Genomic DNA, 25,743 nt, shown 5'->3' with positions numbered 1-25,743 from the left:
AAAGGAGATCTACATTTATTCTTTCATCCAGCTTTCTGCCCATTGACTAATTGGTCCCAGAATTTCCCCTAATGCTGCGCCTTTTTTGGTAAGTGAATATTCTATTCTTACAGGGCGTTCTGCGAGTACATGCCTTACCACTATATCGTTATCCTCAAGTTCTTTCATTCGTTCTGTGAGCATACGTTTACTCAAATCTGGAATCATTGAATGAATCTCACTAAAACGTTTAGGACCACTCATTAGTACATAAATAATTAATCCGGTCCATCTTTTACCTATTAATTCAAAGCTTCTTTCTATTTTAGGTTCTATATCTCGTTGATTATTCATTTCTCACACCTCCGTGCCAATAAATTGTAATTGTGTGTTTATATATGTATTGTAACCATATAAATTATATCAAACAAATAGGATAATTCCGTTATTTATGTAGGAAATCATAAATAATTAGGGGGAAAGTAATCTACGTATTTCTATTTTAATAATATTTTTTTATAATGTGAAGGTTTCTCTGTATTATTTCTAATTAATATGTAAATTTGATAATTTTTTATTTAAGTAAATATTTCTTGACGTTAAACTAACTAAAGATTATTGTGGTTATATAAAATATATGCTAAATAAAAGTAATTAAATAAATTATTGTTATTTGATGATGGGATTGAATCTTTTTCAAGAATTGTCCTCTATAAAAGGTGGAGTAGAGAATGGTATAGATGACATTTATATTATTCGGGGAAAATCGGCGTTTTAGCTGAAAAGGGAAGTTTTCCTACACTCTACAATTTACATGCGAATCCAAAAATTCCCTCGATTGATTTCTATCATTGGTTGAGGGGAAGAGAGATGTTGAATATTTAGGATACATTAAATGGTAAAGATTCATTAGAAGTACAAGCTGTTCAACAAGCTTTTAAAGCAGCTTATATTTAATACGATTGTGACGAATTATAAACCCTTTCATTTTAATATAATGATTCATTTGGATGTATAGACAAAAACCTTGTAGAATTTTTCTGCAAGGTTTTTTTAGAATGTTATGTTACAGATGTGTTATATAGTTTTTTAGTTAATTAGGAAAAAAATAATCCTATAACTGTATGTAAGAATGTGTAATTTTACACTCTTTTCTATGATAGAAAAGGATACTATGTTAGTAAATATAAAGAGTTAGAAATTATAGTTTATAGGGCACTTTTTTGTTCCTATGGAACTTTAAAGTGCGTAATTTTCTTTATCGTTAATATATATCATAATGGTATTTATTAGTTGGTTTTAGCTTTACTCTGCTGTTGATGTGATTTTTTAACATGACAATGATTAGAATCAGAATTATCGAGTAGATCTAAATGATGATAATTTCGATTTTTAATTCAGTACAGAGTGAAATAGCTACATAATTTTCGTTTATACTTTTTTGAAAAAAGGGTGGATCTGCTTATTTTCTGTTAAAGATAAGAGAAGTGAACCACAATATAAACGTAATTATTTATTCAAACGTAAGTCAATCATTTAGCACATGAATTTGGAGGAATCTATATGCATATGCAATTAAAAGGAAAAACAGCACTGGTAACTGGATCTACGGCAGGGATTGGAAAAGCAATTGCCACTTCATTAGTAGCGGAAGGAGCTACTGTACTTATTAATGGACGCCATGAAGAAAATGTTAATCAAACGATAAACGAAATTCGAGCGCAGTATCCTGATGCTATCCTTCAACCCGTAGTAGCTGATTTAGGGACAGAACAAGGGTGCCAAAATGTGATTAAAAAGTACCCTGAAGTAGACATTCTTATTAACAACTTAGGAATTTTTGAACCTGTAGAATATTTTGATATTCCTGATGAAGATTGGTTTAAATTGTTTGAAGTCAATATTATGAGTGGTGTTCGACTTACTCGCTCGTATTTAAAACAAATGATTGAAAGAAAAGAAGGAAGAGTCATCTTTATTGCTAGCGAAGCAGCTATTATGCCATCTCAAGAAATGGCTCATTATAGTGCGACTAAAACGATGCAACTCTCACTTTCTCGCAGTTTAGCTGAGCTGACGACAGGAACGAATGTGACTGTTAATACTATCATGCCTGGTTCGACTTTAACGGAAGGAGTGGAGACTATGTTAAATAGTCTTTATCCTAATGAGCAATTGACAATAGAAGAAGCTGAGAAGCGATTTATGAAAGAGAATCGACCAACCTCTATTATTCAAAGACTTATTCGACCAGAAGAAATTGCAAATCTTGTCACTTTCTTAAGTAGCCCACTTTCTTCAGCGATTAATGGTTCCGCGTTGCGAATAGACGGGGGATTAGTACGTAGTGTATTTTAATAAATTAAAAACAACATAGTATTCTGTAGAAGGTAAAGATGGTAAGACAAATAAATTGTATTTTACTCATTAATAGAAATATACAAAAAGCAAATTGCGACATGAAAACAGCCGGATTTTCTACTATAAGAAAAATTCGGCTGTTATTTTTTACTTGTTGTAAAGGATGGAAGCTTTTAGCGTTGTGGTATTTCTTAAGAAAAAGATAAGGCAAAGCGATCCCGCTGTTATTTTCCTACAACAAACATTTGTTATTTGTATTATTTAGTGAAAGTCACCAAACGTTTTTCAACACTATTTTTCCTATTGCTTTATTTGATTCCAAATACTCATGTGCTTGTGCAACTTCATCAAACGTAAAAGGTTTAGAATCTAGCAATGGTCTAAGGTGTCCTTCTTCTACTATTTGCGTTAGTTTAGTTAAAATTCCCCCGCAAGCGTCACGTTTATCTGTATGTAATATTTTTAACGCCATAAAAGTAACGTGCAGAGTAAGTCCTTTTGCGTGTAAAGGAGAGAGGTCATGGGTTGAACGAGCTGCAATTGTTACGACAGTTCCATTAACTGCGGCAGCTTCAAAAGAATGATCGAGATTCTTGCCACCTACCGTATCAAATATAACTTCAAATCCGTTGCCATTTGTATGTTTTTGCACATATTCTTGAACAGATTCTTCTTTATAATTAATAGCTATGTCGGCTCCTAGACGATGGGCTATTTCCATTTTGTTTTGCTGAGAAGCTGTTGTAAAAACTTTAGCACCTGCCCATTTAGCTAATTGAATGGCTACGTGTCCTACGCCACCAGTAGCTCCATGAATGAGAACATATTGACCAGGTTTAATATTTGCACGATCAAATAAAGCTTCCCAAGCTGTAATTGCAACTAATGGTAGAGCAGTTGCTTCTTCCATTGTTAAATTGTTAGGTTTGTGAGCAATCAGTCGTGCATCAGCAAGCATAAATTCTGCAAGTGCCCCCCCAGTTTCTTTAAAACCTCCGGCACATCCATATACTTCATCCCCAGATTTGAATTTCGAAACGCCTTCTCCTACTTCAATAACAATACCAGCTACATCTCCGTGTAATATAGCTGGAAACTCAGGAGCGACTGCTGAAACGGCACCACTACGCATTTTAGTATCGATTGGATTTACACTTGTTGCTTTTACATGGATTAGAACATGACCTGGTAAAAGTTTCGGTTTTGAAACTTCTTCTAATTGAAATACAGATGAATCCCCAAAAGAATGGATAATTTGTGCTTTCATTGTTTATACCTCCTGTTTGTGGTTATAGCATAGCAAAGTACAAAAATAAGTATAATATTTTGAATTTGGTTAGTGAGGGCTGATTAAAGTTTCACTTTATTATTACTCACTTAGTATAGGTACTTAAAAGTGCCTACATCACTTTAAAGTACGTACTGTTATTGATGTTACGAGCGATTTATAATAACACTCGTAGCACAAAGAAAGTTATAACGATTACAATCGGCAACAATTTGGTGATACAGTATTGCTCATGAATTTTGAGAAGAAATATGAAAAGTAAAGAAAACTATAGATTTATATGAATGAAGGAGAGTGAGTGAAACACATGGAAAAGTTTGCGAACCATTTTGGATATAATCGTATGTTTGCGAAAGATCAACTTACATTAGGAGTTCACATTCCGATTGAAAATTATCAGTTTCATGCTCCAACGATGGAAAAACAAGTAGAGTTAGTGCAAAAAGCAGAACAATATGGTTTTACAGGTGTATGGCTTCGCGATGTATTGCTGCAAGACCCTGATTTTGGCGATCCTGCAACAGGTCAAATTTACGATATGATGATTTATTTGACGTATTTAGCAAGCAAAACAGAAAAAATCGCATTTGGAACGTCGGCAACTGTATTATCGCTTCGCCATCCATTGCGTGTGGCGAAAGAAATTGCGACATTAGATCAACTGTTTCCAGAAAGAATTATGCTCGGCGTTTCATCCGGTGACCGACGTGCTGATTTTAAAGCGTTAGGTGTTAGTCATGAAACAAGAGGTGAAAAGTTTAGGGAAGCGTTTGCTTACTTGGAAGAGATTTTGTATAAAAACTTCCCATCTATCCAGTCGACGCTAGGAGAAGTGCATGGTGCAAATTTAGTCCCAAAACCGTCTAAACATGTTCCAACCTTTATTACAGGTTTTAGTCAGCAAAATATGGACTGGTTCGCTGAACATGGAGATGGATGGATGTATTATCCACGTAGTCCAGTACATCAAGCAGCAGCAATTGGACAATGGAGAGAACTAGTAGAGGATTATCATCCAGATGTATTCAAACCATTTATACAACCGATGCATTTAGACTTATCTGAAGATCCAAATGAACGTCCTACGCCGATACGTTTAGGTTACCGTACAGGACGTAAGGCACTAATTGAATTACTTGATATATATAAAAGTATTGGTGTGAATCATTTATTCCTTGCTTTATTTGATGGTCAACGTCCAGCTGACGAGGTATTGGATGAGCTAGGAGAAGAAGTACTACCTCATTTCCCAGCATTGTAAAGGAGTGGAAAGAATGAAAGCGATAGGACTTATGCAATATGGAGATAAAAGTGTACTACAAGAGATTGAAATGAAAACACCCCTATTGGGAGAAAACGATGTACTGATTGAAGTATATGCAGCTGGTGTAAACCCCGTGGATTGGAAAATACGTGAAGGTTTACTTCGTGATGTAATTTCTTATGACTTCCCACTCGTTTTAGGATGGGATGTTGCAGGTGTAGTTGCTAGTATAGGGCCAAACGTAACAGCATTTAAAGTGGGGGATGAAGTATATAGTCGTCCAGATATTGAACGAAACGGTACTTATGCAGAGTACGTGGCTGTAGATGAGAAATATGTCGCGAAAAAACCGAGAAATCTATCTTTTGAAGAAGCAGCATCAATCCCTCTTGTAGGTTTGACAAGTTGGCAAAGTTTAGTGAAGTTCGCTAATGTTCAAAAAGGTAATAACGTTTTAATTCATGCTGGATCTGGTGGGATTGGTACGTTTGCTATTCAGCTAGCGAAAAGCTTCGGTGCACATGTTGCAACAACGACTAGTACGAAAAACATGCAGTTTGTAAAGGATCTAGGTGCTGATACTGTCGTCGATTACAAAACGGAAGACTTTTCTCTACTTCTGCATGATTACAATATTGTATTTGATGTGTTAGGCGGGGATGTACTAAAGGATAGTTATAAAGTGCTTGCACAAAATGGAAAGTTAGCGTCTATTTATGGTCCGAAAGGTATGGAAATTCCGCAAACTGAAATATCTATAGAGAAAAATATTCAGGCTGAACACATATTTACTGACCCTAACGGATATGAACTTTCTTTTATTACAGAATTAATTGAGGGCGGGAAGATTAAACCTGTTGTAACGCATGTGTTGCCTTTACATGTAGAAGGCGCAAAAAAAGCACATCACATAAGTGAGTCAGAACGTGCTCTTGGCAAAATTGTATTGAAAAAACATTGGTAAAGTATGAGGTTTTAGAGACAGTATGGTGCTAAGTAGCGAATGAGCTTATATATTCTATTCTAGCAATTGTTTTAAAAGGGAGAGAACAAATGGATTCAATGACATTTCTTTTACCCCGCATTAACGGGCAGTAAGACCCCCACCTTAAAATTCAGCGATATCATAGAAGTTATGTGGGGGCAACTGCCTGTAAAAGCCCGATTGGTTAGGGCTGATAATCAGTGGGGGATGAACAAAACCCCACTGATTAAAGTTTCACTTTATCCGGAGCGACAGGGGATTTAGCGAAACGCAAAATTTACCCTGCTTTATACAAACTATTTAGTAATCAAAATATACCACAATCTATTTCGATTATTGGTATTGGCAGAAGGGTAATGTCAGATGCGGAATTTCAAACAAAGGTAGAACAATCCCTTGCTACATTTTCTAGAATATCTACTGATGACGAATCAGAAGTAGAAGAATTTATTAGCACATTTCGTTATTGTCAATTAGATACAGCGAATATAGAGGACTATCAAGATTTATTGCGTCTTGTAAAGATGCGTGAAACAGAATTAAACATTCCTAAAAATCGCATGTTTTACCTATCTGTTATACCAGAAGTATTTGATGTAATTGCTTTAAATATTAAAGAAAGTGGATTATGGGCTACAAAAGGATTGAACCGTCTCATTATAGAAAAGCCTTTTGGTCATAATGTAAAATCTGCTCGTGAGTTAAATACGAAGGTAATTAAAAGTTTTGATAAAGCTGATATTTATTGTATTGATCATTATCTTTGAACATGAATGGTAATTAGGAATACTCCAAGAAAAGTATTACGGAATAAAAAATATTTAATTCAAGACATTTTTATTGACGATGATAATTTATGTGGTTAATATACTAGACGTAAGGTTATCTAATTACTAAAAGTAATTAGATATAAAATGTTTTGTTAAATTCTATAAATAAGTAAGTTGTGGTAGAAATGCTTTGAATTGCCACTATTAATATTGGGGACAATTAGAAAGCGAAAGGTATAAAAAGAATTGGAATTTGATAACTCTTTGTTTTTTATAAGACATGAGCTTCTGTACAATTCATTTTTAATGTATTGACAAGGATTATACAACAAGAGGGGGACTAAAATTGGAATCAATGACCTTTGTTTTATTTGGAGCGACAGGGGACTTAGCGAAACGAAAAATTTACCCCGCACTATATAACTTATATAGAGATCAAAAGCTTCCAAAGCAAATATCCGTTATCGGGCTTGGGAGACGTCAAGTATCTCATGTAGATTTTCAAGGAAGAATAAAAGAATCAATAGAGACATTTTCCCGTCATAGAGAAGAAGGTACTCCAGAACTTGAAGGTTTTTTAGATAATTTTCGCTATTGCCCATTAGATGTGAGTAAGCCGGAAGACTATGAGAGATTATTACAAGTCGTTCGTGAAAGGGAAGAAGAATTACATATTAAAGGTAATAGAATGTTCTATCTTTCCGTTGCTCCTGAATTTTTCGAGACAATCGCTTTAAATATTAAGGAAAGCGGACTTGATAAAACGGATGGATGGAAACGTCTGATGATCGAGAAACCGTTTGGGCACGATCTTAAATCTGCGCGTGAGCTTAACGATAAGCTTAGTCGAACGTTTGAAGAAGACGAGATATACCGTATTGATCATTATTTAGGTAAGCCGATGATTCAAAACCTTGAAGCACTTGAATTTGCCAATCCTGTTCTCCAATCAATTTGGAACAAAGAGCATATAGCGAATGTACAAATTACAGCTAGTGAAACAGTTGGGGTTGAAGAAAGAGCAGGATATTATGATCAAGCTGGAGCCATTCGAGATATGGTTCAAAATCATATGTTACAAATATTAATGATGACTGCTATGAATCTGCCGGAAAAAATTAACGCATGTGAAATTCGAGAGGAAAAACGAAAGGTAATGGAGACGCTTCGTAAAGTGAAAAAAGAAGACGTTCAGAACCATATTATTCGTGGACAATACTCTTCAGGAGAGATAAAAGGCGGGCAAGTTGTAGCATATAAAGAGGAGCCGGGAGTAAATCCTTCATCTAACATAGACACATTTGTTACTGCTCGCTTGTGGATCGATAATCCATTTTGGACTGATGTTCCCTTCTATATACGAACAGGTAAAAGAATGAAAGAAAAGTCTACTCGTATTGTAATCGAATTTAAAAATACGTTAAAACAGCAATATCAAGATAATAACCCAAATGCAGAACCTAACTTATTAATAATTGAAATTAGCCCAGGTGAAAATGTTTCATTACAGTTAAATAGTAAAAATCCATTGAAAAATGGAGAGATTGAACCGATGCGTATTAACTTTACTTGCGAGCAAGCGGATGTGGGAGTACCTGAAGCGTATGAAAGACTCATTCATGATGCTGTGAGTGGAGACGCTACATTCTTTGCACATTGGAGAGAAGTTGAACTTTCATGGGAATGGGTACAACCAATTCTTGAAGCATTTGAGGAGAACTTATTACCACTTCATGAATATGAGTCTGGTTCATATGGTCCAGATGCGTCTAATGAATTATTGCAAGAGAGTGGATTTAAATGGTGGTTAGATCAAGAAACGGAAAAATAAGTACTTTTTTTAATGAAGGTATTTAGGGGGACGATTACTATGACACAAAACATAAATCAATTAGCAGTGAATACACTTCGTACGTTATCAATTGATGCTATTAATGCGGCAAATTCAGGTCATCCAGGTCTTCCGATGGGAGCAGCACCAATGGCTTATGCATTATGGGCGAATCATTTGAATCACAATCCTAATCATCCAAAATGGTTTAACCGTGATCGATTCGTTTTATCGGCGGGACATGGATCGAGCCTACTATATAGCTTACTTCATTTAGCTGGATATGACGTTTCGATTGATGACTTGAAAAGCTTCAGAAAGTTAAATAGCAAAACACCAGGACACCCTGAGTTTGGTCACACTTCTGGAGTTGAAGCGACTACAGGACCGTTAGGACAAGGAATTGCCAATGCTGTCGGAATGGCAATGGCAGAAGCGCATTTAGTAGCGAAGTTTAATAAGGATGGTCACTCTATTATAGATCATAATACGTACGCTTTAGTTGGAGACGGTGATTTAATGGAGGGTGTCGCTTATGAAGCGATGTCAATGGCGGGGCATATGAAACTTGGCAAGTTAATTGTGCTGTATGATTCAAATGAAATTTCACTTGATGGTGAATTAAACATTGCTTTTTCTGAAGATATTCAGAAAAGGGTAGAATCTGCACATTGGCAATATGTAAGAGTTGAGGATGGAAACGATGTTGATGCTATTACAAAAGCGATTCAATTAGCGAAAGACAATACGGACCAACCTACTCTTATAGAAATTAGAACCATTATAGGTTACGGAAGTCCAAAAGTTGCTGGAACGAACAAAGCACATGGTAACCCGCTTGGAGTAGAAGAAGCGACAGCGACAAAACAAGTGTATGGTTGGCATTATGAGGAAGACTTCTTTGTGCCGGAAGAAGTAACAGCTCATTTTAATGAACTGAAACAAAGAGGTACTGAAAAAGAGAACGAATGGAATGAGCAGTTCAACTTATACAGAGAGTCGAACCCTGCACTAGCAGATGAATTAGAAAAAGCGATTACTGGTGAGGTTTTAATCGAAGCGAAAGACATTTTATCCTTCGATACTGATAAAACGATTTCAACTCGCGTTGCAAGTGGAGAAGCTATTAATCATTATGTGAAATCGATTCCTTCTATTTTCGGTGGAAGTGCAGATCTTTCGCATTCTACGATGACAGATATAAAAGGTGAAGCAGTGTATGCGGTAGAATCGTATGCTGGCCGAAATATATACTTTGGTGTACGTGAACATGCAATGGGCGCGGCAGCGAATGGACTGGCTCTTCATGGAGGAGTAAAACCGTTCGTAAGTACATTCTTTGTATTTAATGATTATCTTCGTCCATCCATTCGACTTGCTGCATTGCAAAAGTTACCTGTTACTTACGTATTTACACATGATTCGATCGCTGTAGGAGAAGATGGTCCAACGCATGAACCAATTGAACAATTGGCAGCTCTTCGGGCAATTCCTGGTTTAACAGTTATCCGCCCATCAGATGCAAATGAAACAGCGAGTGCTTGGGCGTATGCTTTACAGCAAACGGATGGTCCAGTCGTTTTAGTACTTAGCCGTCAAAATTTACCGGTTTTTCATGAAACGAAAGCGAACATAGAGAATCTTTCTAAAGGAGCTTACGTATTAACACAAACGAATGAAAATCCGGATGTAATTTTAATTGCGACAGGTTCTGAAGTTTCTTTAGCTGCTAGTGCGAAAGCAAAATTAGAAGAAGAACAAGTTTCTGTTCGCATCGTTGCAATGCCGAGTTGGGAGCTATTCGATCACCAATCGAAAGAATATAAAGAATCTGTTCTTCCGTCTTCTGTAACGAAACGAGTATCGCTTGAGATGGGTGTATCTCTTGGATGGGAGCGTTATGTAGGACAAGAAGGAAAAATATTATCGATTGAAACATTTGGAGCTTCAGGAACTGGAGCTGAAGTCATGAATCTATTTGGATTTACGACAGAAAATGTTGTTCAAATTACAAAAAATGTGTTGAATTCTTAAGCTATGAATGTGAATACCTTTCTGGACAGATCAACTTATCAATGCTGAAAGGTATTCAAAATCGTAGTGATATGAATTTTTAATAAAAGATGATTTGAGGAGGAATTATATTATGCAAGTAGGATTAATTGGTTTAGGTAAAATGGGATTAAATTTAGGGAAAAATTTAATGGATCATAAACACGAGGTAGCAGCATTTGATTTAAATTCAAGTGCAGTGGAAGAAATGAAAGAGTACGGTGCTACAGGTACATCTAATTTAAGTGAACTTGTTCAGTCATTACAATCACCAAGAATTCTTTGGGTTATGGTACCACACGCTGTTGTTGATTCTGTTATTGATGAGGTTACACCACTTTTATCAAAAGGAGATATTTTAATTGAAGCGGGTAATTCACATTATAAAGAGTCAATTCGCCGATATGAGCAACTAAAGAAAGATGGCATTCACTTTATGGATGCAGGAACTTCTGGCGGAATGGAAGGCGCTCGTAATGGTGCTTGTTATATGATCGGGGGAGATCAAGAAGCTTGGGACATCGTTGAACCTATCTTCCGTGATACAGCTGTAGAAAATGGGTACTTATATGCTGGAAAAGCTGGTAGTGGTCACTTCTTAAAAATGGTTCACAACGGAATTGAATACGGTATGATGGCTGCTATTGGTGAAGGATTTGAGATTTTAGAGAAAAGTGAATTTGACTACGATTATGAAAAAGTATCAAGAGTATGGAACAACGGTTCAGTAATTCGCTCTTGGTTAATGGAGTTAACTGAAAATGCATTTTCTAAAGATGCGAAACTGGATGAAATTAAGGGCGTTATGCATTCCTCTGGTGAAGGAAAATGGACAGTAGAAACAGCATTAGACCTTCAAACAGCAACTCCTGTTATCGCAATGTCTCTATTAATGCGCTACCGCTCATTAGACAATGATACATTTACAGGAAAAGTTGTAGCAGCTCTGCGCAATGAATTTGGCGGACATGCAGTAGAAAAGAAATAAAGTGAAACTTTAATAAATAGGGGCTTTATTCCATACCAATCGGGCTTTTACGGGATAAGCATATTAAACATGTAACTCATCAACGTTTAAAAACTGGAGGGAATTGATCATGAAATTTTTTATTGATACTGCAAATCTTGAGGACATAAAAAAAGCATATAAACTTGGAGTTTTAGCTGGTGTTACAACGAATCCTTCTTTAGTAGCAAAAGAGGGCGTTAAGTTTGAAGACCGTATCGCAGAAATTTGTCAGGCAGTACCTAAAGTTGAGTCTGTTTCGGCAGAAGTAACTCCAGATGCTGTTACAGCTGAAGAAATGATTGCTCAAGCAGAAGAATTAATTAAAATTAACGGTGGCGATAAAAACGTCACGATAAAACTTCCAATGACGCTAGCAGGATTAGAAGCTTGTCGCTATCTTACTGAAAAAGGTGTGAAAACGAACGTTACACTTATTTTCACTGTGAACCAAGCACTTTTAGCTGCTCGAGCGGGTGCAACGTACGTTTCTCCATTTTTAGGACGCTTAGATGATATTTCTGAAGATGGTGTATTATTAGTTGCTAAAATTGCTGAATTATTCGATGTTCATCAATTAGATACACAAATTATTGCGGCTTCTGTTAGACACCCAGATCATGTAACTCGTGTAGCGATGGCAGGTGCTCATATTGCAACAATTCCTTATAAAGTAATTGAACAACTTGCTATGCACCCATTAACAGACCAAGGTATTGAGAAGTTTGCTGCGGATTGGGCGAAAGCTCCTAAATTATAATGCATGAAAGTGAAGGTGCTTTCCGAAAATTGCTTTTCATGAGAGGACAAATCCTAAGTAACTTCATCGTTTAAACTGGATCCTGAGTTTGTAGTCTTACTACGTGAAAACAGCAGAGAAGAAAGTGTCATTCACTTTTAAAAAAGGAAAAATTGATCGCGCGAAGCGTTTATCACAATAACATTATAATTATGGAAGAGAAATCCCCTTATCAGAGAGGTGAGTTAACATGTATCTCTGATAAGGGAGATTCTTTTTGTATAAATTATTATTTTGTGAAGATGATTTGTATATCGATATATAAATTCTTACTCATGAAAGAACTATATAGGTTCTCTTAATTGTATAGCAATTTTGAAAGGGTTTACATAAAGGGGTGGAACTGCGTATGAATATGTACCTTTTAATGATTACATTATTATCAATCGTAATTGTTATTTTAGGGGTATCGTGGTGGAGATGGCATGCATTTATTAGTTTAACGATTGCAAGTTTGTTTTTAGCAATTATGTCTGGGATGCCAATGGATAAAATAGTGAGTGCTTATGAAACGGGAGTCGGCAGTGTTCTCGGGCATTTAGTAGGTATTTTAGTATTAGGTACAATTTTAGGGAAAATGATGGCAGAGTCAGGTGCTGGAATGCAAGTGGCAGAGTTCTTTATTAAATCCTTTGGAATAAAAAACTTACCATGGGCTATGTTAATTGCAGGTTTTATTATTGGAATTCCGGTGTTTTTTGAAGTAGGCATTTTAATATTATTGCCGTTAGTAATTTCAATTCATAAAACTACGAAACAAAACATTTTATTGATAGCGTTACCAGCAATTGCTGGGCTATCTGTCGTACACGGCCTTGTTCCTCCACATCCAGGGGCAATCGTTGCAATTGGTATTTATAAAGCGAACCTTGGGAAGGTACTATTGTATTCACTCATTATTACATTTTTTGCAGCGATTATTGCTGGTCCTATATTCGCGAAATGGATTCACAAACGTGTAATTCCTGAAAATGAGCCAGAATTGATTCGTGTAAATACAAAATCAACGAAATTACCAGGAATAGGAGTTTCATTTTTAGTTATTTTGTTACCTGTGCTGTTAATGGTTTTAGCTGCAGCAGCTCCTTATGTGCCTCTTTCTAATACTTTGATGAAGATTGTCACATTAATCGGTAGTCCTATCATTGCGCTATTAATTGCATGTTTTGCAGCGTTTTATTTTCTTGGATTTCGTCAAGGTATCGATAAAAAGGCTATTAAGAAGGTAACAGAAGATAGCTTATTACCAATCGGTTCAATTGTTGCGATTATTGGTGCTGGCGGCGGATTTAAGCAAATTCTTATCGATAGTGGTGTAGGGAATGCTATTGCTCAAATGTCTGAGCATTTAGCTCTATCTCCAATAGTATTAGCATTTATGGTAGCTGGATTAATTCGAATTGCGACAGGATCAGCGACAGTCGCCTTAACAACAGCAGCTGGTATCGTTTCGCCAATCGTTGAAAATACGACAGGTGTGAATTTAGAGTTGCTCGTCATTGCAACGGGTGCAGGAGCACTCATGTTTTCACACGTAAACGATGCTGGGTTCTGGATGGTAAAAGAATACCTAGGTTTAACAGTGAAAGAAACATTTAAAACATGGACGGTATTAGAAACATTACTTTCATTTATCGCTTTTGGAGGAGTTTTACTACTCGACATGTTTGTTTAACATAAAGATACTTTTATATGAATTTAGAAAGACAACTTTAGCACATAACGTTATGAATAGATAAAATAAATATATTTTTATGGTTCTTATATGATTAGGATACGGTAGCAATTTTTTGTTAGGAGGAAGAAATGGTGAGCTCAAAATATATGATTGGTGTAGATATTGGGACAACTAGTACAAAATCAGTTCTATTTTCTACTGATGGATCTGTTATTGCAAGTCATGGAATTGAATATCCTTTATATTCTCCTACGCCTGAAACAGCAGAACAAGACCCAGAAGAAATTTTTCATGCAGTAATAAATACAATTAAAGAAACTGTACGATCAAGTGGTGTACAGCCGAATGATATTCTTTGTGTTTCTTTTAGTTCGGCAATGCATAGTATCATTGCTGTAGATGAGAAGGGAAAGCCGTTAACGAGATGTATCACTTGGGCAGATAATAGAAGTGCAAGCTGGGCAGAGAAAATAAAGAATGATATGAATGGTCATGAAATATATTTACGGACTGGGACCCCAATTCATCCGATGTCACCACTTTCGAAATTAGTTTGGTTACAGAATGAGCAGGCAGAATTGTTCGCAAAAAGTTATAAATTTATTTCTATTAAAGAGTATGTTTTCTATAAGTTATATAAGGAGTATGTAATTGATTATTCTATAGCGTCAGCAACAGGAATGTTTAATTTGAAATCTTTAAAATGGGATGAAGAAGCTTTACATGTTGCGGGAATTACAGATGAAAAGCTTTCTAAACTTGTTCCAACGACACACAGCTTAATAGGATTAGATGAAGACCTTGCAAATGAGATGAATGTACTTGTTTCTACTCCTTTTATAGTAGGAGCGAGTGACGGAGTACTATCCAATTTAGGTGTAAATGCAATTGATCCTGGTGTTGTGGCTGTTACAATTGGTACAAGCGGTGCGATACGTGCTGTAATAAATCGTCCTGTAACAGATCCAAAAGGTAGAATTTTTTGTTATGCCTTAACTGAAGACCATTGGGTAATTGGTGGACCAGTTAATAACGGTGGTATGATTTTTAGGTGGGCTCGTGATCAATTAGGTACTTCAGAGATTGAGCTTGCGAAGCGTTTAGGAAAAGATCCATATGAAGTGCTTACTGAAATAGCGGCAAAAGTGAATCCGGGATCTGACGGTTTATTATTTCATCCGTATTTAGCAGGGGAAAGAGCTCCTTTATGGAATGCAAATGCACGAGGATCTTTCTTCGGACTTGGGTTGCATCATAAGAAAGAACATCTTATCCGTGCTGTTTTAGAAGGAGTAATTTATAATTTATATACCGTTCTTCTCGCTTTAAAAGAGCTAATTGGCGAACCGAAAAAAATTCAAGCGACAGGCGGTTTTGCAAGATCGGAACTTTGGAGACAGATGATGGCGGATATTTTCCATCAAGACGTATATGTTCCGGAAAGTTTTGAAAGCTCTTGCCTAGGAGCTGCAATCCTCGGTTTATATAGTTTAGGTGAAATAGATACATTATGCGTAGTATCTGAAATGGTTGGGGCGAATTTCCACCATGAACCAAACATGGAAAGTGTGGAAAAATATAAAGATTTAACACCAATCTACATTCGTCTGTCCCGTCAATTGGAAGAAGAATATGAAAGTATAGCAGCGTACCAAAAAAAGTGGGTTTAAAGGCTATTTAACAGGAAAATATGGTAACGTATAAAGAGGTACTCCAATTTTTTTAGGATACTCTTTCAACATAAAATATTTTAAGAAGTACGATGTGCGAAAAATATAGGGAGAGAGGGTTATGAAAATGAAGGATAACAAAGAGTTTATTGGATATGTTGGAACGTACACGAAAGAAAATAGTGAAGGAATATATAAGTTTACTTTAGATACGGAAGCAAAAAAAATTAGTAATGTAACACTTGCGGCAAAGCTAGATAATCCTACATATGTAACGATTAACCGAAAGAATGAATATCTCTATTCCGTTGTTAAGGAAGGAAAATCTGGTGGTGTAGCTGCTCATTCGATTGATAGTAAAACAGGAGAGCTAAAGGAAGAAAACAGACAAGTGGTAGAAGGGGCTTCTCCTTGTCATATTAGTGTTGATAGTGGAAATCACACGGTAGTTACAGCAAATTATCATAAAGGAACGATTGAGTCTTTCGCAGTAAATGAAGAAGATGGATCTGTAAATCCTGCGACCTCTATTATAACGCATAAAGGTTCAGGTCTGAATAAAGAAAACCAAGAAAAACCACATGCACATTACGCGGGATATACGCCAGATGAAAAATATGTGGTGGGTGTTGATTTAGGGATAGATAAATTAATTACGTATGATATAAAAGGTAGTACATTAACAGAAGTGAATAGTTTATCTGTAAATCCAGGGAGTGGCCCGAGACATATTACTTTTCACCCGAATGGAAAGTATGCGTATGTGATGACGGAGCTTAGTTCAGAGGTTATTGTGTTAACATATAATCCAGCAGAGGGAACATTTACAGAATTACAGTATATTTCTACGATTCCAGAAGAATTTGATGGGAATAGTCAAGGAAGTGCGATTCATATTTCATCTGACGGCCGTTTTGTATATGCAGGTAATCGTGGTCATAATAGTATTGCTGTTTTCAGTGTGGATCAAAATTCAGGTCAGCTTACATTTGTTGCACATACATCTACAGAAGGAAATTGGCCGAGAGACTTTGTGCTAGATCCTACTGAAAAGTTTCTTATTGCTTCAAATGAAAAGTCGCATAATCTTGTGTTATTTTCAAGAAATGAAACGACAGGAAAGTTAACGCTTATCCAATCTGATGTTGTTGTACCAGAGCCTGTTTGTGTGAAGTTTTTAAACGTTTAATTTGTCATTGGTAGAATTTCTATATGTCCCAAAAACAGTAAAAAAGCAAAGCGATATCGCTTTGCTTTTTTCTATTTCTTCTTCGGTCTACGTACTAGTTCGCCGCCACAGTTTGGACAAACGTTTTCTCTTTTTTCTGTACATGGTGCACAAAATGTACATTCATATACGCAAATGTAAGCTTCAGAATTTGGTTCGAGAGATTGATCGCAAATTTGACAGTTTGTTTTCATTTGTAGTGCCATAGTAAGTCTCCTTTTAATTTGAATATTTATAATTTAATTATAATTCATTAGATAGAGACTGTCTTTTTCAATTGAAAGGAAATTGCAGGATAAAGTTATGAATTGAAATGAAAGATGCTATTTTATTTTAAAATTGATTATTTAGTGCAGTTGGAATATTATGAAATAGTTAAAAGACAACAGGGGGTATACATTTTGACTAATCATAACGATCATTTAAAAGCAAACTGCGAAAAATGTTTCGGTCTATGTTGCGTGGCGTTACCATTCGCAGCATCGGTAGATTTTGCGGTGAATAAAGATGGTGGGAAGCCATGTTCTAATTTGCAGTCGGATTATAAATGTAGCATACATAAAAATCTTAGAGGAAAAGGTTATAAAGGTTGTACAGTATTTGAGTGTTTCGGTGCTGGGCAGAAGATTTCGCAAGTTACATTTAACGGGATTGATTGGCGGGAAGATGCTAAGCATGCGAGAAAAATGTACGATGCTTTTCCAGTTATGCATCAGCTTCATGAAATACTGTGGTATTTGAATGAGGCTATTCTATTGAAGGCGACACAATCGATTCATAAAGAATTAAGTAAAGCGATTGAAGAGACAGAGCAACTTTCGAATTTAAATGCGGACGAGTTAATGAAAGTAAATATCCCGTTACACCGTGCAGAAGTGAATGTGTTACTTTTAGAAACGAGTGAGTTAGTTTGGAAGGAAATGAATGCAACGCGTAAGAAACGAATTAGTCATCGCGGAGCAGACCTTATGGGGGCAAATTTGAAGAAGAAAGATTTGCAAGGAGCGAATTTAAGAGGGGCTTACTTAATTGCGGCTAACTTAAATGGAGCAAACTTAAGAGGAGCAGATCTTATCGGAGCAGATTTGCGAGATGCAGATATTCGCGGAGCAGATTTTACAAATAGTATTTTTCTGACGCAAGTTCAAGTTAATGCGGCGAGAGGGGACAAACATACGAAATTACCGAAATTATTGTCCCGTCCATCGCATTGGAGTGCGTAAAGCGTGTATACGAACAGGCAGAGATTAAAAATCTCTGCCTGTTTTTTTCATTTCTTTTCAAAAGTAGTAATTAAAACGCTACATATAATAAGAGTACCACCAATAAAAAAGTTACTATTTAATGTCTCATTTAAGAGCAGCCAACCGAGCAATGATCCAACGATAGGTTGGAAGAAGAAAAATAATGATCCGATGCTTGCGTCCATTAATTCTAATCCTTTATTCCAAAGGAAAAAGGCACCTGCCGTTGAGACGACACCTAAGTAAATTACGCCTAATATTACGTACGTATTTACTGTTTCGATAGAGGTTGATTGTAGTTCCCATATCATAAAAGGTGTAATGAAAAAGAGTGAAAAGAATATGGCGTACGTTGTAATCACTAAAGATGAAAATCGAACTGAAGCAATCTTTACATAAATGGATAGTAAAGCCCACGTAATAGCGGCACCGACTAATATGATTGTACCGATAAAATAGGAGTCAATTTCAATATCCCATCCAATGACGATAATGACGCCGATTGTCGCTATGATAGTAGATAGCAGTCTGCGAGCGGTTAGCTTTTCTTTTAAAATGATCGCTGCAAATATAACCATAAATGCAGGTGTAGCTGATGTTACTAGCGAGCCTGTATGAGCGTCCGATAATTTTGTTCCGATAAATTGACATGTAATCGAAATGAAGTATCCGATAAATCCAATCCAAGCGAATAAAAGCCAATCTTTTTTGTGAATGGTTACTTTCTTCTTTTGCTTTTTCTCAGCTATTTTCAAAATTGCATATAAAACAACAAAAGCTATGATAAAGCGTAGCCAAACGAGTGTCAGTGGTGGGATAAAGTCAAGTACGTATTTACTAACAACATACATACCGCCCCATATACTAGCTGCTAATGATAAACATATAGCTCCTAAAATTGTTTGTTTCATGTAAAGTACCTCCGTCTATTTTTAGGGTATTATGAGTTCCCTAAGACGAGGCATAGTGTTATGTGTTATATGAATGCCCGCCTTAGTTTATAGGCGGCCTACAGGTTGATCGTTTTCGAATGAAGTGTTGTAGTACATGAGTGCATTCCTCCTTCATAATTTTATAATGACATTATAACTTAATTTTCAGTTTATTGGGGTGTTTCTTTAGAAAATGGAAATGGTGGTTGTCTAAGAAAGCATAGTATATGGTAGAAAAACATATTTTTAAAATAAAAGAAACCAATGACATAACTGATAAGTATAGTAAGAGTAGGATGAAAAAGTAGATTAATAGAGAACGAGGAGGAGATTGTTATAACTACAACCGTTATTTCTCATTTTTATAACGAAGAATATTTATTACCGTGGTGGCTTGCTCATCATACGAAACTGTTTGATCATGGCATTTTAATTAATAAAGGTTCAACAGATCGTTCGGTTGAAATTTGTAAAAAATTCGCACCACACTGGGAAGTGCGAGATTCTGCAAATCCAGAATTTGATGCACTAGCGACAGATCATGAGGTGATGATGGCAGAACAAGAAGTAAAGGGATGGAAAATGATTTTAAATACGACTGAGTTTCTTTGTGTACAAGATAAAAATCAGTTTTGGAAATCACTGAATGAATTGGGAGGGAGAATGTATTGGCTGGAAGGGCTTATTATGGTCGATGATCTTAACTATAATTATCCGGACCTTAACTTTGGAATACCTTTAGTGAAGCAGCGATTTCACGGTTATTTGCCAGAAGACTGGGCGTTATGGAGAAGAGGCAGATTTATTCATAATCATGCACACGGGAGTTATACGGTTGGAAGACATTTATCTGCGCATGAATCTATGATTTATCCGCCTCTTGCGTGTATTGCATGGTTTGGTTTCAGTCCGTGGAATGATGCGATGAGAAAGCGGAAATTACAAATTGGTCCGACTCTTTCTGAAGCTAGTAAGCATGGGGGAATGGGAACGCATCATATTATAACACCTGAAAAATTAGAAGAATGGTATAAGGATTTAGCGAGAGGAGCGAAGGATTTACGTTTTAGTGAGGCGTATCGTTATGCTTTTTTATAAATGATTCCCACCATAAAATTGTTTCTTCGATTCCTGTATTTAGATTGTATGTTGGCTTCCAGTTTACTTCATTTTTTAAACGCTCTACATTAACGCCGACGAATAAAGGTTCATCTTTAGAGAAAGGGATGGCACCTAGTTTAATGAAATGTTCTTTTCCTATCTTTTTAGCAATGATAGAAGCTAATTCTTTAATTTGTACAGATTGACCAGAAGCGATATTGATTGTGCCTGTAACGTCGTGCTCCAATACTGTTACGAGAGCATCAGCGACGTCACCCACATGGAGGAAATCTCTTGATTGTTTTCCATGTGTACATAGTGCTTCCTCATTCTTTAATAAGGAAGTGATAATGTTAGAAACGAGCCGATTACCTTGTTCGTGAGGGCCATACATATGGAAAATGCGGCCCCAACACATGCTGAGGCCTGTTTGCTCAGCGTATGATTGTAGCCAGGAATGTAGTGCGTTTTTACATAATGAATACGGGGTTTTATAGGAAAGAAGCGGTGAATCTTCAAATAGTACGCCGTTAAACCATTCATATTCTGCGCCAGTACCTGCAACAACAACTCGCTTTCCGCCGCATATTGTGAAGTGTTGAATTAATGAGATGCTGGATGCAAGCCAATAGTAATTATGAATAGATACATAACACGCTGGCGGCACTGCTTCCCAAGCTAAATGAATGAGATGACTAGGCTTCATGTCGTAAATGAGTTTTTTTACTTCTTCATCGCAAAGTAAGTTTACTTTATGCCAATGACAAGAAAGGTGAGAGGGTTTATTTGTATTGTAAGTGGCGTGCACTTCATAGCCCTTTTGTATAAGAGAATTTACAACATATTTACCAATCCATCCACTACCACCTGTTATAAGGATTTTTTTCATGGCTCAATTACCTCAACTTCTGGTATCGTTACTAAAAATTTGCCGCCCCATTCACGAATGAAAGAGCATTCTTTCATAATTTCATCTTTCAAATTCCAAGGAAGTATGAGAATGTAATCAGGTTTTGTACGCTTAATTTCTTCTGGAGATTGTATTGGAATGCGGGTACCTGGTAGAAGGAGATTTTGTTTGTGAGGGTTTTTATCTACTGTATAAGCTAGAAATTCTTTTCCTATCCCGCAATAATTTAAAAGGGTGTTTCCTTTAGCAGGAGCACCGTAACCGATAATTTGTTTGCTTAAAGCTTTTGCTTCGATAAAAAATTTTAAAATATTTATTTTCAATTGTTCGATGTGTTTAGAGAAAAGGAGATAGCAATCTAATGTATCTAGCCCGTGATCTACTTCTTTTTGGATTAAGTTTGTAACATTGGAATGGATAGTGGATGAGTCATTATGATGGTTTATAAAAATACGCAATGAACCACCGTGCGTTGCAAGTTCTTCTACATCGACAATTTGTAAATGATGATGAGCTAAAACTTTTTGAAGACTTATAAGTGAGAAATAGGAGAAGTGCTCATGGTAGATTGTATCAAACTGTTTACATGATATGAGATTTAATAAGTGCGGGAATTCAACTGTTATCGTGCCATCTTGTTTTAATAACGTTTTTAAACCGGCGACAAAATCATGTAAGTTCGGAACGTGTGCCAATACGTTATTTGCGACGATTAAATCTGCTTGCGGTAACTTTTTTGCTAAATTATTGCTAAAAAAATTTACTTCAGTAGGAATTCCTTTTTGGATAGCGATTTCTGCTACATTTTTTGCCGGTTCAATTCCTAGTGTTTCGATATGTTCTTTTTGAAAGTATTGTAATAAATATCCGTCGTTACTCGCAATTTCAATTACTTTCGAATGGTTTGTTAAGTTAAAACGCTTAATCGCCATTTCTACATATTGCTTAGCGTGTAGTAGCCAGCTTGATGAGTAAGAACTGAAGTATAAATAGTCATGAAAAATATTGTGCGGGGATTCAAATTCATCTAATTGTACAAGTAAACAAGAGTTACAAACAAATGTGTGCAGCGGATAAAATGGTTCCATTTTATATGAGTTTTCAGGAGCTACAAATGAGTTAGCGAGAGGGGAAACTCCTAAATCTAAAAAAGTATTTGTGAGTAATGAGTGGCAAAAACGGCATTTTTTCTGTTCCATTTTATAGCCCCCTTATAAATTTTTGAATGCATCGATTTGTTGTCGCGTGAAAGATTTCATATTTTCACCAGATGCATATTTTTTGTACCAATCAACGGTCCAAGCGATAGAATGGTCTGTTGATAACTTAGGTGTCCAACCGAGTTTATTTATTGCTTTTGTACTATTGAGTGTTAAGATAGGTGATTCATAAGGTGTGTTTGTATGAGGAGAAAGGATTGTTAGTGGTCGATTCCATAATTTCATTATAGATTGAACGACATCATGAACGGTTCTGTTAGGTTCATTCATCGGACCGAAATTCCACGCTGCTGCATATTCAGCGTCTTTCCACAGCTTCTCAGCTAAAAGGATATAGCCATGTAAAGGGTCTAATACGTGTTGCCACGGGCGAATAGCGTGTTTGTTTCTAATATTTAACGTACCATCTTGTAAATATGCACGAATGACATCTGGGAATAATCGATCTTCTGCCCAATCACCACCGCCGATGACGTTACCTGCTCTTACTGAGGCAAGTTTTTGAGTATGAGTGCGGAAGAAGGATTTTTGATAGGAAGTTGCAACTAGTTCAGCACACGCTTTACTAGCGCTATAAGGGTCGAAACCACCTAGCCGGTCACTTTCCACGAATGCCCGGTTACCGCTCCCGTCATTTTCATAGCATTTATCACTTGTAACATTAATGATACTACGTATACTTTCTATCTGTTTTGCGGCTTCTAATACGTGAACAGTCCCTAAAACATTCGTTTTAAATGTTTCGATAGGATTTTTATATGAAGTGGTGACGATTGGCTGGGCTGCTAAATGAAATAGTATGTCAGGGTTGTGTTGCTGTAGGGCATGGAATAAAGAATCGTAATCTGTAATGTCGCCATGAATTGTTATGCACTCTTTTGCTATGTTACCTTGTTCAAAAAGGTTAGGAATGGATGGGGGATGAGAAGAAAAGCCAACTACTTCTGCACCTAAAGAAGTTAAAAAAAGGGTGAGCCATGAGCCTTTAAAGCCAGTATGTCCCGTAATAAATACTTTTTTCTTATTCCAAAAAGATGATGAAGACATATTACCAAACCTTCCACGGAGCGTTATTACTTTCCCATAGCTCGACTAATTTATTTTTATCGCGCAATGTATCCATCGGATGCCAAAAACCAGTATGTTGATATGCGGCTAATTTGTTTTTGTTTACTAACTGAACTAAAGTGTCTGTTTCAAAAACTGACTTATCTCCACTAATGTAATTGAAAACATCAGGATTTAAAACGAAAAATCCACCGTTAACCCATCCACCATCCCCGAGTGGCTTTTCTTGAAAAGATGTTACAGACTGTTTATCTAATACGAGAGAACCAAATCTACCAGGAGGTTGTACGGCTGTAACAGTAGCCGTTTTGCCGTGTTTTTTATGAAATGCAATGAGTTCTTTTATATTTACATTACTTAATCCATCGCCATAAGTGAGGCAGAAAGGTTCGTCCCCGACGTAATTTTGTATTTTCTTAACACGTCCACCCGTTTCGGTATTTAGACCAGTATCGATTAGTGTAACTTTCCACGGTTCTACACGATGAGAATGGTTAGTAATTGTATTATCGCTTAAATGTATCGTGAAATCGGACATGTGTAGGTTGTAATTTAGAAAGAACTCTTTAATTGCATATCCTTTATAGCCTAAGCAAATAATAAACTCTGTAATGCCGTAATGGCTATACAAACTCATAATGTGCCACAGAATAGGTTTTGTTCCAATTTCAATCATAGGTTTTGGTTTTAAATGTGTTTCTTCCCCAATCCTTGTCCCGTATCCACCAGCAAGAATAACAGCTTTCATTTTTTCCTCCTAAAATAAAAATTTATAATATATACAGTATTCATATTGTATGCAAATGGTTTTCGTTTTGACTAAGTGCGTAAAATGTGTGGAGCATGAGAGGATGAGAAATATTAAGGTTTGAATTTAGGGAATAATTGTTGATACTCAGGGTGATTACGTAGATCTTGTGTTATGTTACTAAGCTCTAAAAATCGAGTTTCGAGTTCCTCAGAGGACCGTCCATAATGAGTTTGAAGTCCCATTTGAACACCTGTTTTTGAAAGGGTAGGTGTTATTTGTAATTTTCTTGCCCTTGTAGGTTCGTTCCAAGGGCTAAAATAAAATTTAACAATAAATGAAGGGGAGTTATAAACTATATGATGATGCCGAGTAAAGTGTCTACCAGGGAAATATGCGCCATCAAGATGGTTGTGTATAAATCGCCAAGCACATCCGATTTCTGGTTTATAAGGAAAAAGACCGTGGTATCGTTGCTCTACTAATGGAATAGAATATCTTAGTTTTGAATAATTGTAATCATGCTTATCAATCATGACAATCATTCTAATCGCATACATATTTTGACCTAGCGTATGAAGTGAAGAGAAAAATTCTTCTGCATTATTACAACAAAGAAATTCTGTAGTATTTAATACAATCTTCCAACCTAAAACTTCTCGCTCAATTTCCATTACTTCCATATCAGTATTAGTGGGATCAAAATCAAGGAATTTTGAATCTCGTACTTCCCATTGGGGAGCAAATAATTTACAAATCTCAACGGAACGATCTGTAGAACCTCTATTAATTAATATGCCATGGTCAAATATTTTTTTATGATGCATAAGCCACCATGGCAATAAATACTCTTCGTTATAAAAGTGAGAGATAATAGTTTTAGTAATTTCAATCTCCTCCGATAGCATAAATAATAATTCTAATTAAATATTATTATCATATGTTTTTAATTAAGAAAGGTTGAAAGAAACTTATGCTTTCATTCTTTTTATATCCTAGTATATATATGTTAAAAAATAATGTTATGTAGATTGTGAATTTACTAAACGCTAAAATGGTATGTAGAATTGTGTATGAATTATGAATAATAAACCGTCACGTTTGACTGTACAGTTTATGTATTGTATGATAGTAGTAATATAAACAAGGGGGGAAGATCGTTGGGAAGGTGTATCGAATCGGACAGTTGGCTCTCATGGCTCACGTGTCGAAACGAACGATTGATTATTATACGAATCTAGGAATCTTAAAAGCGGAGCGATCTCAATCTAATTATCGCTATTACGACGAAACAGCATTTGAGACATTACAATTTATTGAGAAGTGCAAAGAAATGCATATGCCGCTTTGTGAGATTAAAGAGAAAATCGAGGAGAAGAAGAAGCTGCTCGGTATCAATGAACACGTTTCGAAACAAGTGAATGAAGTGACAGACCATATTCATCGATTAGAAGCAGAGTTAACGGAGTTAAAGCCGCTTTTAGATGGATTGACTGATTCACAACGTGAAAAAATATCGAAATCTTTATCTGGTCAAACGACAGCTTTAATACAGACACTTGCTCTATTATTATAGAAAAAAGTGAAATCCGACCTCTTTAATTTTTGT

The 25,743-nt window shown here is 36.1% G+C and carries 23 protein-coding genes; 14 read left to right on the top strand and 9 right to left on the bottom strand.

What is annotated here, in order from left to right:
- Positions 1-15: 15 nt before the first annotated feature.
- A complete protein-coding gene (locus ACHZK0_RS16185; RefSeq protein WP_071711631.1) occupies positions 16-333 on the bottom strand; it encodes a winged helix-turn-helix transcriptional regulator in 318 nt (105 codons plus the stop codon).
- Positions 334-1,542: 1,209 nt separating this feature from the next.
- Between ACHZK0_RS16185 and ACHZK0_RS16180 the strand changes: the two genes are divergently transcribed.
- Positions 1,543-2,337: an SDR family NAD(P)-dependent oxidoreductase gene (locus ACHZK0_RS16180; RefSeq protein ID WP_395760674.1), complete on the top strand. Its 795-nt coding sequence runs from the start codon at positions 1,543-1,545 to the stop codon at positions 2,335-2,337.
- 274 nt (positions 2,338-2,611) lie between these two features.
- Here ACHZK0_RS16180 and ACHZK0_RS16175 read toward each other — a convergent pair whose 3' ends face one another.
- A complete protein-coding gene (locus ACHZK0_RS16175) occupies positions 2,612-3,607 on the bottom strand; it encodes a zinc-dependent alcohol dehydrogenase family protein (RefSeq protein ID WP_262743521.1) in 996 nt (331 codons plus the stop codon).
- A gap of 328 nt (positions 3,608-3,935) precedes the next feature.
- On the opposite strand from ACHZK0_RS16175, the gene ACHZK0_RS16170 reads away from it, so the two are divergent.
- The 10 genes from ACHZK0_RS16170 to ACHZK0_RS16125 all read left to right on the top strand — a co-directional run bounded on the left by ACHZK0_RS16170 (position 3,936) and on the right by ACHZK0_RS16125 (position 16,872).
- The gene (locus ACHZK0_RS16170; RefSeq protein WP_262743523.1) at positions 3,936-4,889 is read left to right on the top strand and encodes an LLM class oxidoreductase; all 954 of its coding nucleotides are present in this window, start codon (positions 3,936-3,938) and stop codon (positions 4,887-4,889) included.
- A 13-nt stretch (positions 4,890-4,902) separates the two neighbouring features.
- Positions 4,903-5,856 carry an NADP-dependent oxidoreductase gene (locus tag ACHZK0_RS16165; RefSeq protein ID WP_395760673.1) on the top strand — a complete coding sequence of 318 codons (954 nt, stop codon included), beginning with the start codon at positions 4,903-4,905 and terminating at the stop codon, positions 5,854-5,856.
- 296 nt (positions 5,857-6,152) lie between these two features.
- Entirely contained in the window at positions 6,153-6,644 is a 492-nt protein-coding gene (locus tag ACHZK0_RS16160) for a glucose-6-phosphate dehydrogenase (RefSeq protein WP_262743522.1), read from the top strand.
- A 349-nt stretch (positions 6,645-6,993) separates the two neighbouring features.
- Positions 6,994-8,478, top strand: coding sequence for a glucose-6-phosphate dehydrogenase (gene zwf / locus ACHZK0_RS16155; protein WP_262743032.1), 1,485 nt, complete (start codon positions 6,994-6,996; stop codon positions 8,476-8,478).
- A 39-nt stretch (positions 8,479-8,517) separates the two neighbouring features.
- Positions 8,518-10,512: a transketolase gene (tkt, locus tag ACHZK0_RS16150; RefSeq protein WP_395760672.1), complete on the top strand. Its 1,995-nt coding sequence runs from the start codon at positions 8,518-8,520 to the stop codon at positions 10,510-10,512.
- Positions 10,513-10,624: 112 nt separating this feature from the next.
- Positions 10,625-11,518 (top strand): phosphogluconate dehydrogenase (NAD(+)-dependent, decarboxylating), encoded by an 894-nt coding sequence (gene gnd, locus ACHZK0_RS16145; RefSeq protein ID WP_262743034.1) that lies wholly within the window; start codon positions 10,625-10,627, stop codon positions 11,516-11,518.
- Between the two features lie 109 nt (positions 11,519-11,627).
- Positions 11,628-12,296: a fructose-6-phosphate aldolase gene (gene fsa / locus ACHZK0_RS16140; RefSeq protein ID WP_000667692.1), complete on the top strand. Its 669-nt coding sequence runs from the start codon at positions 11,628-11,630 to the stop codon at positions 12,294-12,296.
- A 388-nt stretch (positions 12,297-12,684) separates the two neighbouring features.
- On the top strand, positions 12,685-14,010 hold the full coding sequence (gene gntP, locus ACHZK0_RS16135) for a gluconate permease GntP (RefSeq protein ID WP_262743035.1): 1,326 nt from the start codon (positions 12,685-12,687) through the stop codon (positions 14,008-14,010).
- 131 nt (positions 14,011-14,141) lie between these two features.
- Positions 14,142-15,683 (top strand): gluconokinase, encoded by a 1,542-nt coding sequence (gene gntK, locus ACHZK0_RS16130; RefSeq protein WP_262743036.1) that lies wholly within the window; start codon positions 14,142-14,144, stop codon positions 15,681-15,683.
- Between the two features lie 121 nt (positions 15,684-15,804).
- Positions 15,805-16,872 carry a lactonase family protein gene (locus tag ACHZK0_RS16125; protein WP_395760671.1) on the top strand — a complete coding sequence of 356 codons (1,068 nt, stop codon included), beginning with the start codon at positions 15,805-15,807 and terminating at the stop codon, positions 16,870-16,872.
- Between the two features lie 71 nt (positions 16,873-16,943).
- Here the strand turns inward: ACHZK0_RS16125 and ACHZK0_RS16120 are convergent, their stop codons facing one another.
- The gene (locus ACHZK0_RS16120; RefSeq protein ID WP_001207873.1) at positions 16,944-17,117 is read right to left on the bottom strand and encodes a DUF1272 domain-containing protein; all 174 of its coding nucleotides are present in this window, start codon (positions 17,115-17,117) and stop codon (positions 16,944-16,946) included.
- A 195-nt stretch (positions 17,118-17,312) separates the two neighbouring features.
- Between ACHZK0_RS16120 and ACHZK0_RS16115 the strand changes: the two genes are divergently transcribed.
- A complete protein-coding gene (locus ACHZK0_RS16115) occupies positions 17,313-18,134 on the top strand; it encodes a pentapeptide repeat-containing protein (RefSeq protein ID WP_283790538.1) in 822 nt (273 codons plus the stop codon).
- Between the two features lie 47 nt (positions 18,135-18,181).
- Here ACHZK0_RS16115 and ACHZK0_RS16110 read toward each other — a convergent pair whose 3' ends face one another.
- Positions 18,182-19,066 carry a DMT family transporter gene (locus tag ACHZK0_RS16110; protein WP_395760670.1) on the bottom strand — a complete coding sequence of 295 codons (885 nt, stop codon included), beginning with the start codon at positions 19,064-19,066 and terminating at the stop codon, positions 18,182-18,184.
- A gap of 333 nt (positions 19,067-19,399) precedes the next feature.
- Between ACHZK0_RS16110 and ACHZK0_RS16105 the strand changes: the two genes are divergently transcribed.
- The gene (locus tag ACHZK0_RS16105; RefSeq protein ID WP_395761729.1) at positions 19,400-20,185 is read left to right on the top strand and encodes a glycosyltransferase family 2 protein; all 786 of its coding nucleotides are present in this window, start codon (positions 19,400-19,402) and stop codon (positions 20,183-20,185) included.
- On the opposite strand, the gene ACHZK0_RS16100 is transcribed toward ACHZK0_RS16105, so the two are convergent.
- The 5 genes from ACHZK0_RS16100 to ACHZK0_RS16080 form a co-directional block, all read right to left on the bottom strand.
- Positions 20,154-21,077, bottom strand: coding sequence for an NAD-dependent epimerase/dehydratase family protein (locus ACHZK0_RS16100; RefSeq protein ID WP_395760669.1), 924 nt, complete (start codon positions 21,075-21,077; stop codon positions 20,154-20,156). The genes ACHZK0_RS16105 and ACHZK0_RS16100 overlap by 32 nt on opposite strands.
- On the bottom strand, positions 21,074-22,297 hold the full coding sequence (locus ACHZK0_RS16095; protein WP_395760668.1) for a methyltransferase domain-containing protein: 1,224 nt from the start codon (positions 22,295-22,297) through the stop codon (positions 21,074-21,076). The genes ACHZK0_RS16100 and ACHZK0_RS16095 overlap by 4 nt, the downstream gene beginning before the upstream one ends.
- A gap of 12 nt (positions 22,298-22,309) precedes the next feature.
- The gene (gene rfbG / locus ACHZK0_RS16090) at positions 22,310-23,365 is read right to left on the bottom strand and encodes a CDP-glucose 4,6-dehydratase (RefSeq protein WP_395760667.1); all 1,056 of its coding nucleotides are present in this window, start codon (positions 23,363-23,365) and stop codon (positions 22,310-22,312) included.
- A gap of 1 nt (position 23,366) precedes the next feature.
- Complete coding sequence (gene rfbF / locus ACHZK0_RS16085) at positions 23,367-24,134, bottom strand: glucose-1-phosphate cytidylyltransferase (protein ID WP_262743043.1); 768 nt, start codon at positions 24,132-24,134, stop codon at positions 23,367-23,369.
- A 113-nt stretch (positions 24,135-24,247) separates the two neighbouring features.
- Positions 24,248-25,042 carry a glycosyltransferase family 2 protein gene (locus ACHZK0_RS16080; RefSeq protein ID WP_262743044.1) on the bottom strand — a complete coding sequence of 265 codons (795 nt, stop codon included), beginning with the start codon at positions 25,040-25,042 and terminating at the stop codon, positions 24,248-24,250.
- Positions 25,043-25,302: 260 nt separating this feature from the next.
- On the opposite strand from ACHZK0_RS16080, the gene ACHZK0_RS16075 reads away from it, so the two are divergent.
- Entirely contained in the window at positions 25,303-25,710 is a 408-nt protein-coding gene (locus tag ACHZK0_RS16075; protein WP_000285637.1) for a MerR family transcriptional regulator, read from the top strand.
- Positions 25,711-25,743: the final 33 nt, after the last annotated feature.

Source organism: Bacillus sp. 3G2, assembly GCF_044324725.1.
GTDB lineage: Bacteria > Bacillota > Bacilli > Bacillales > Bacillaceae_G > Bacillus_A > Bacillus_A mobilis.
This window is presented reverse-complemented; position numbering and strand designations above follow the sequence as displayed.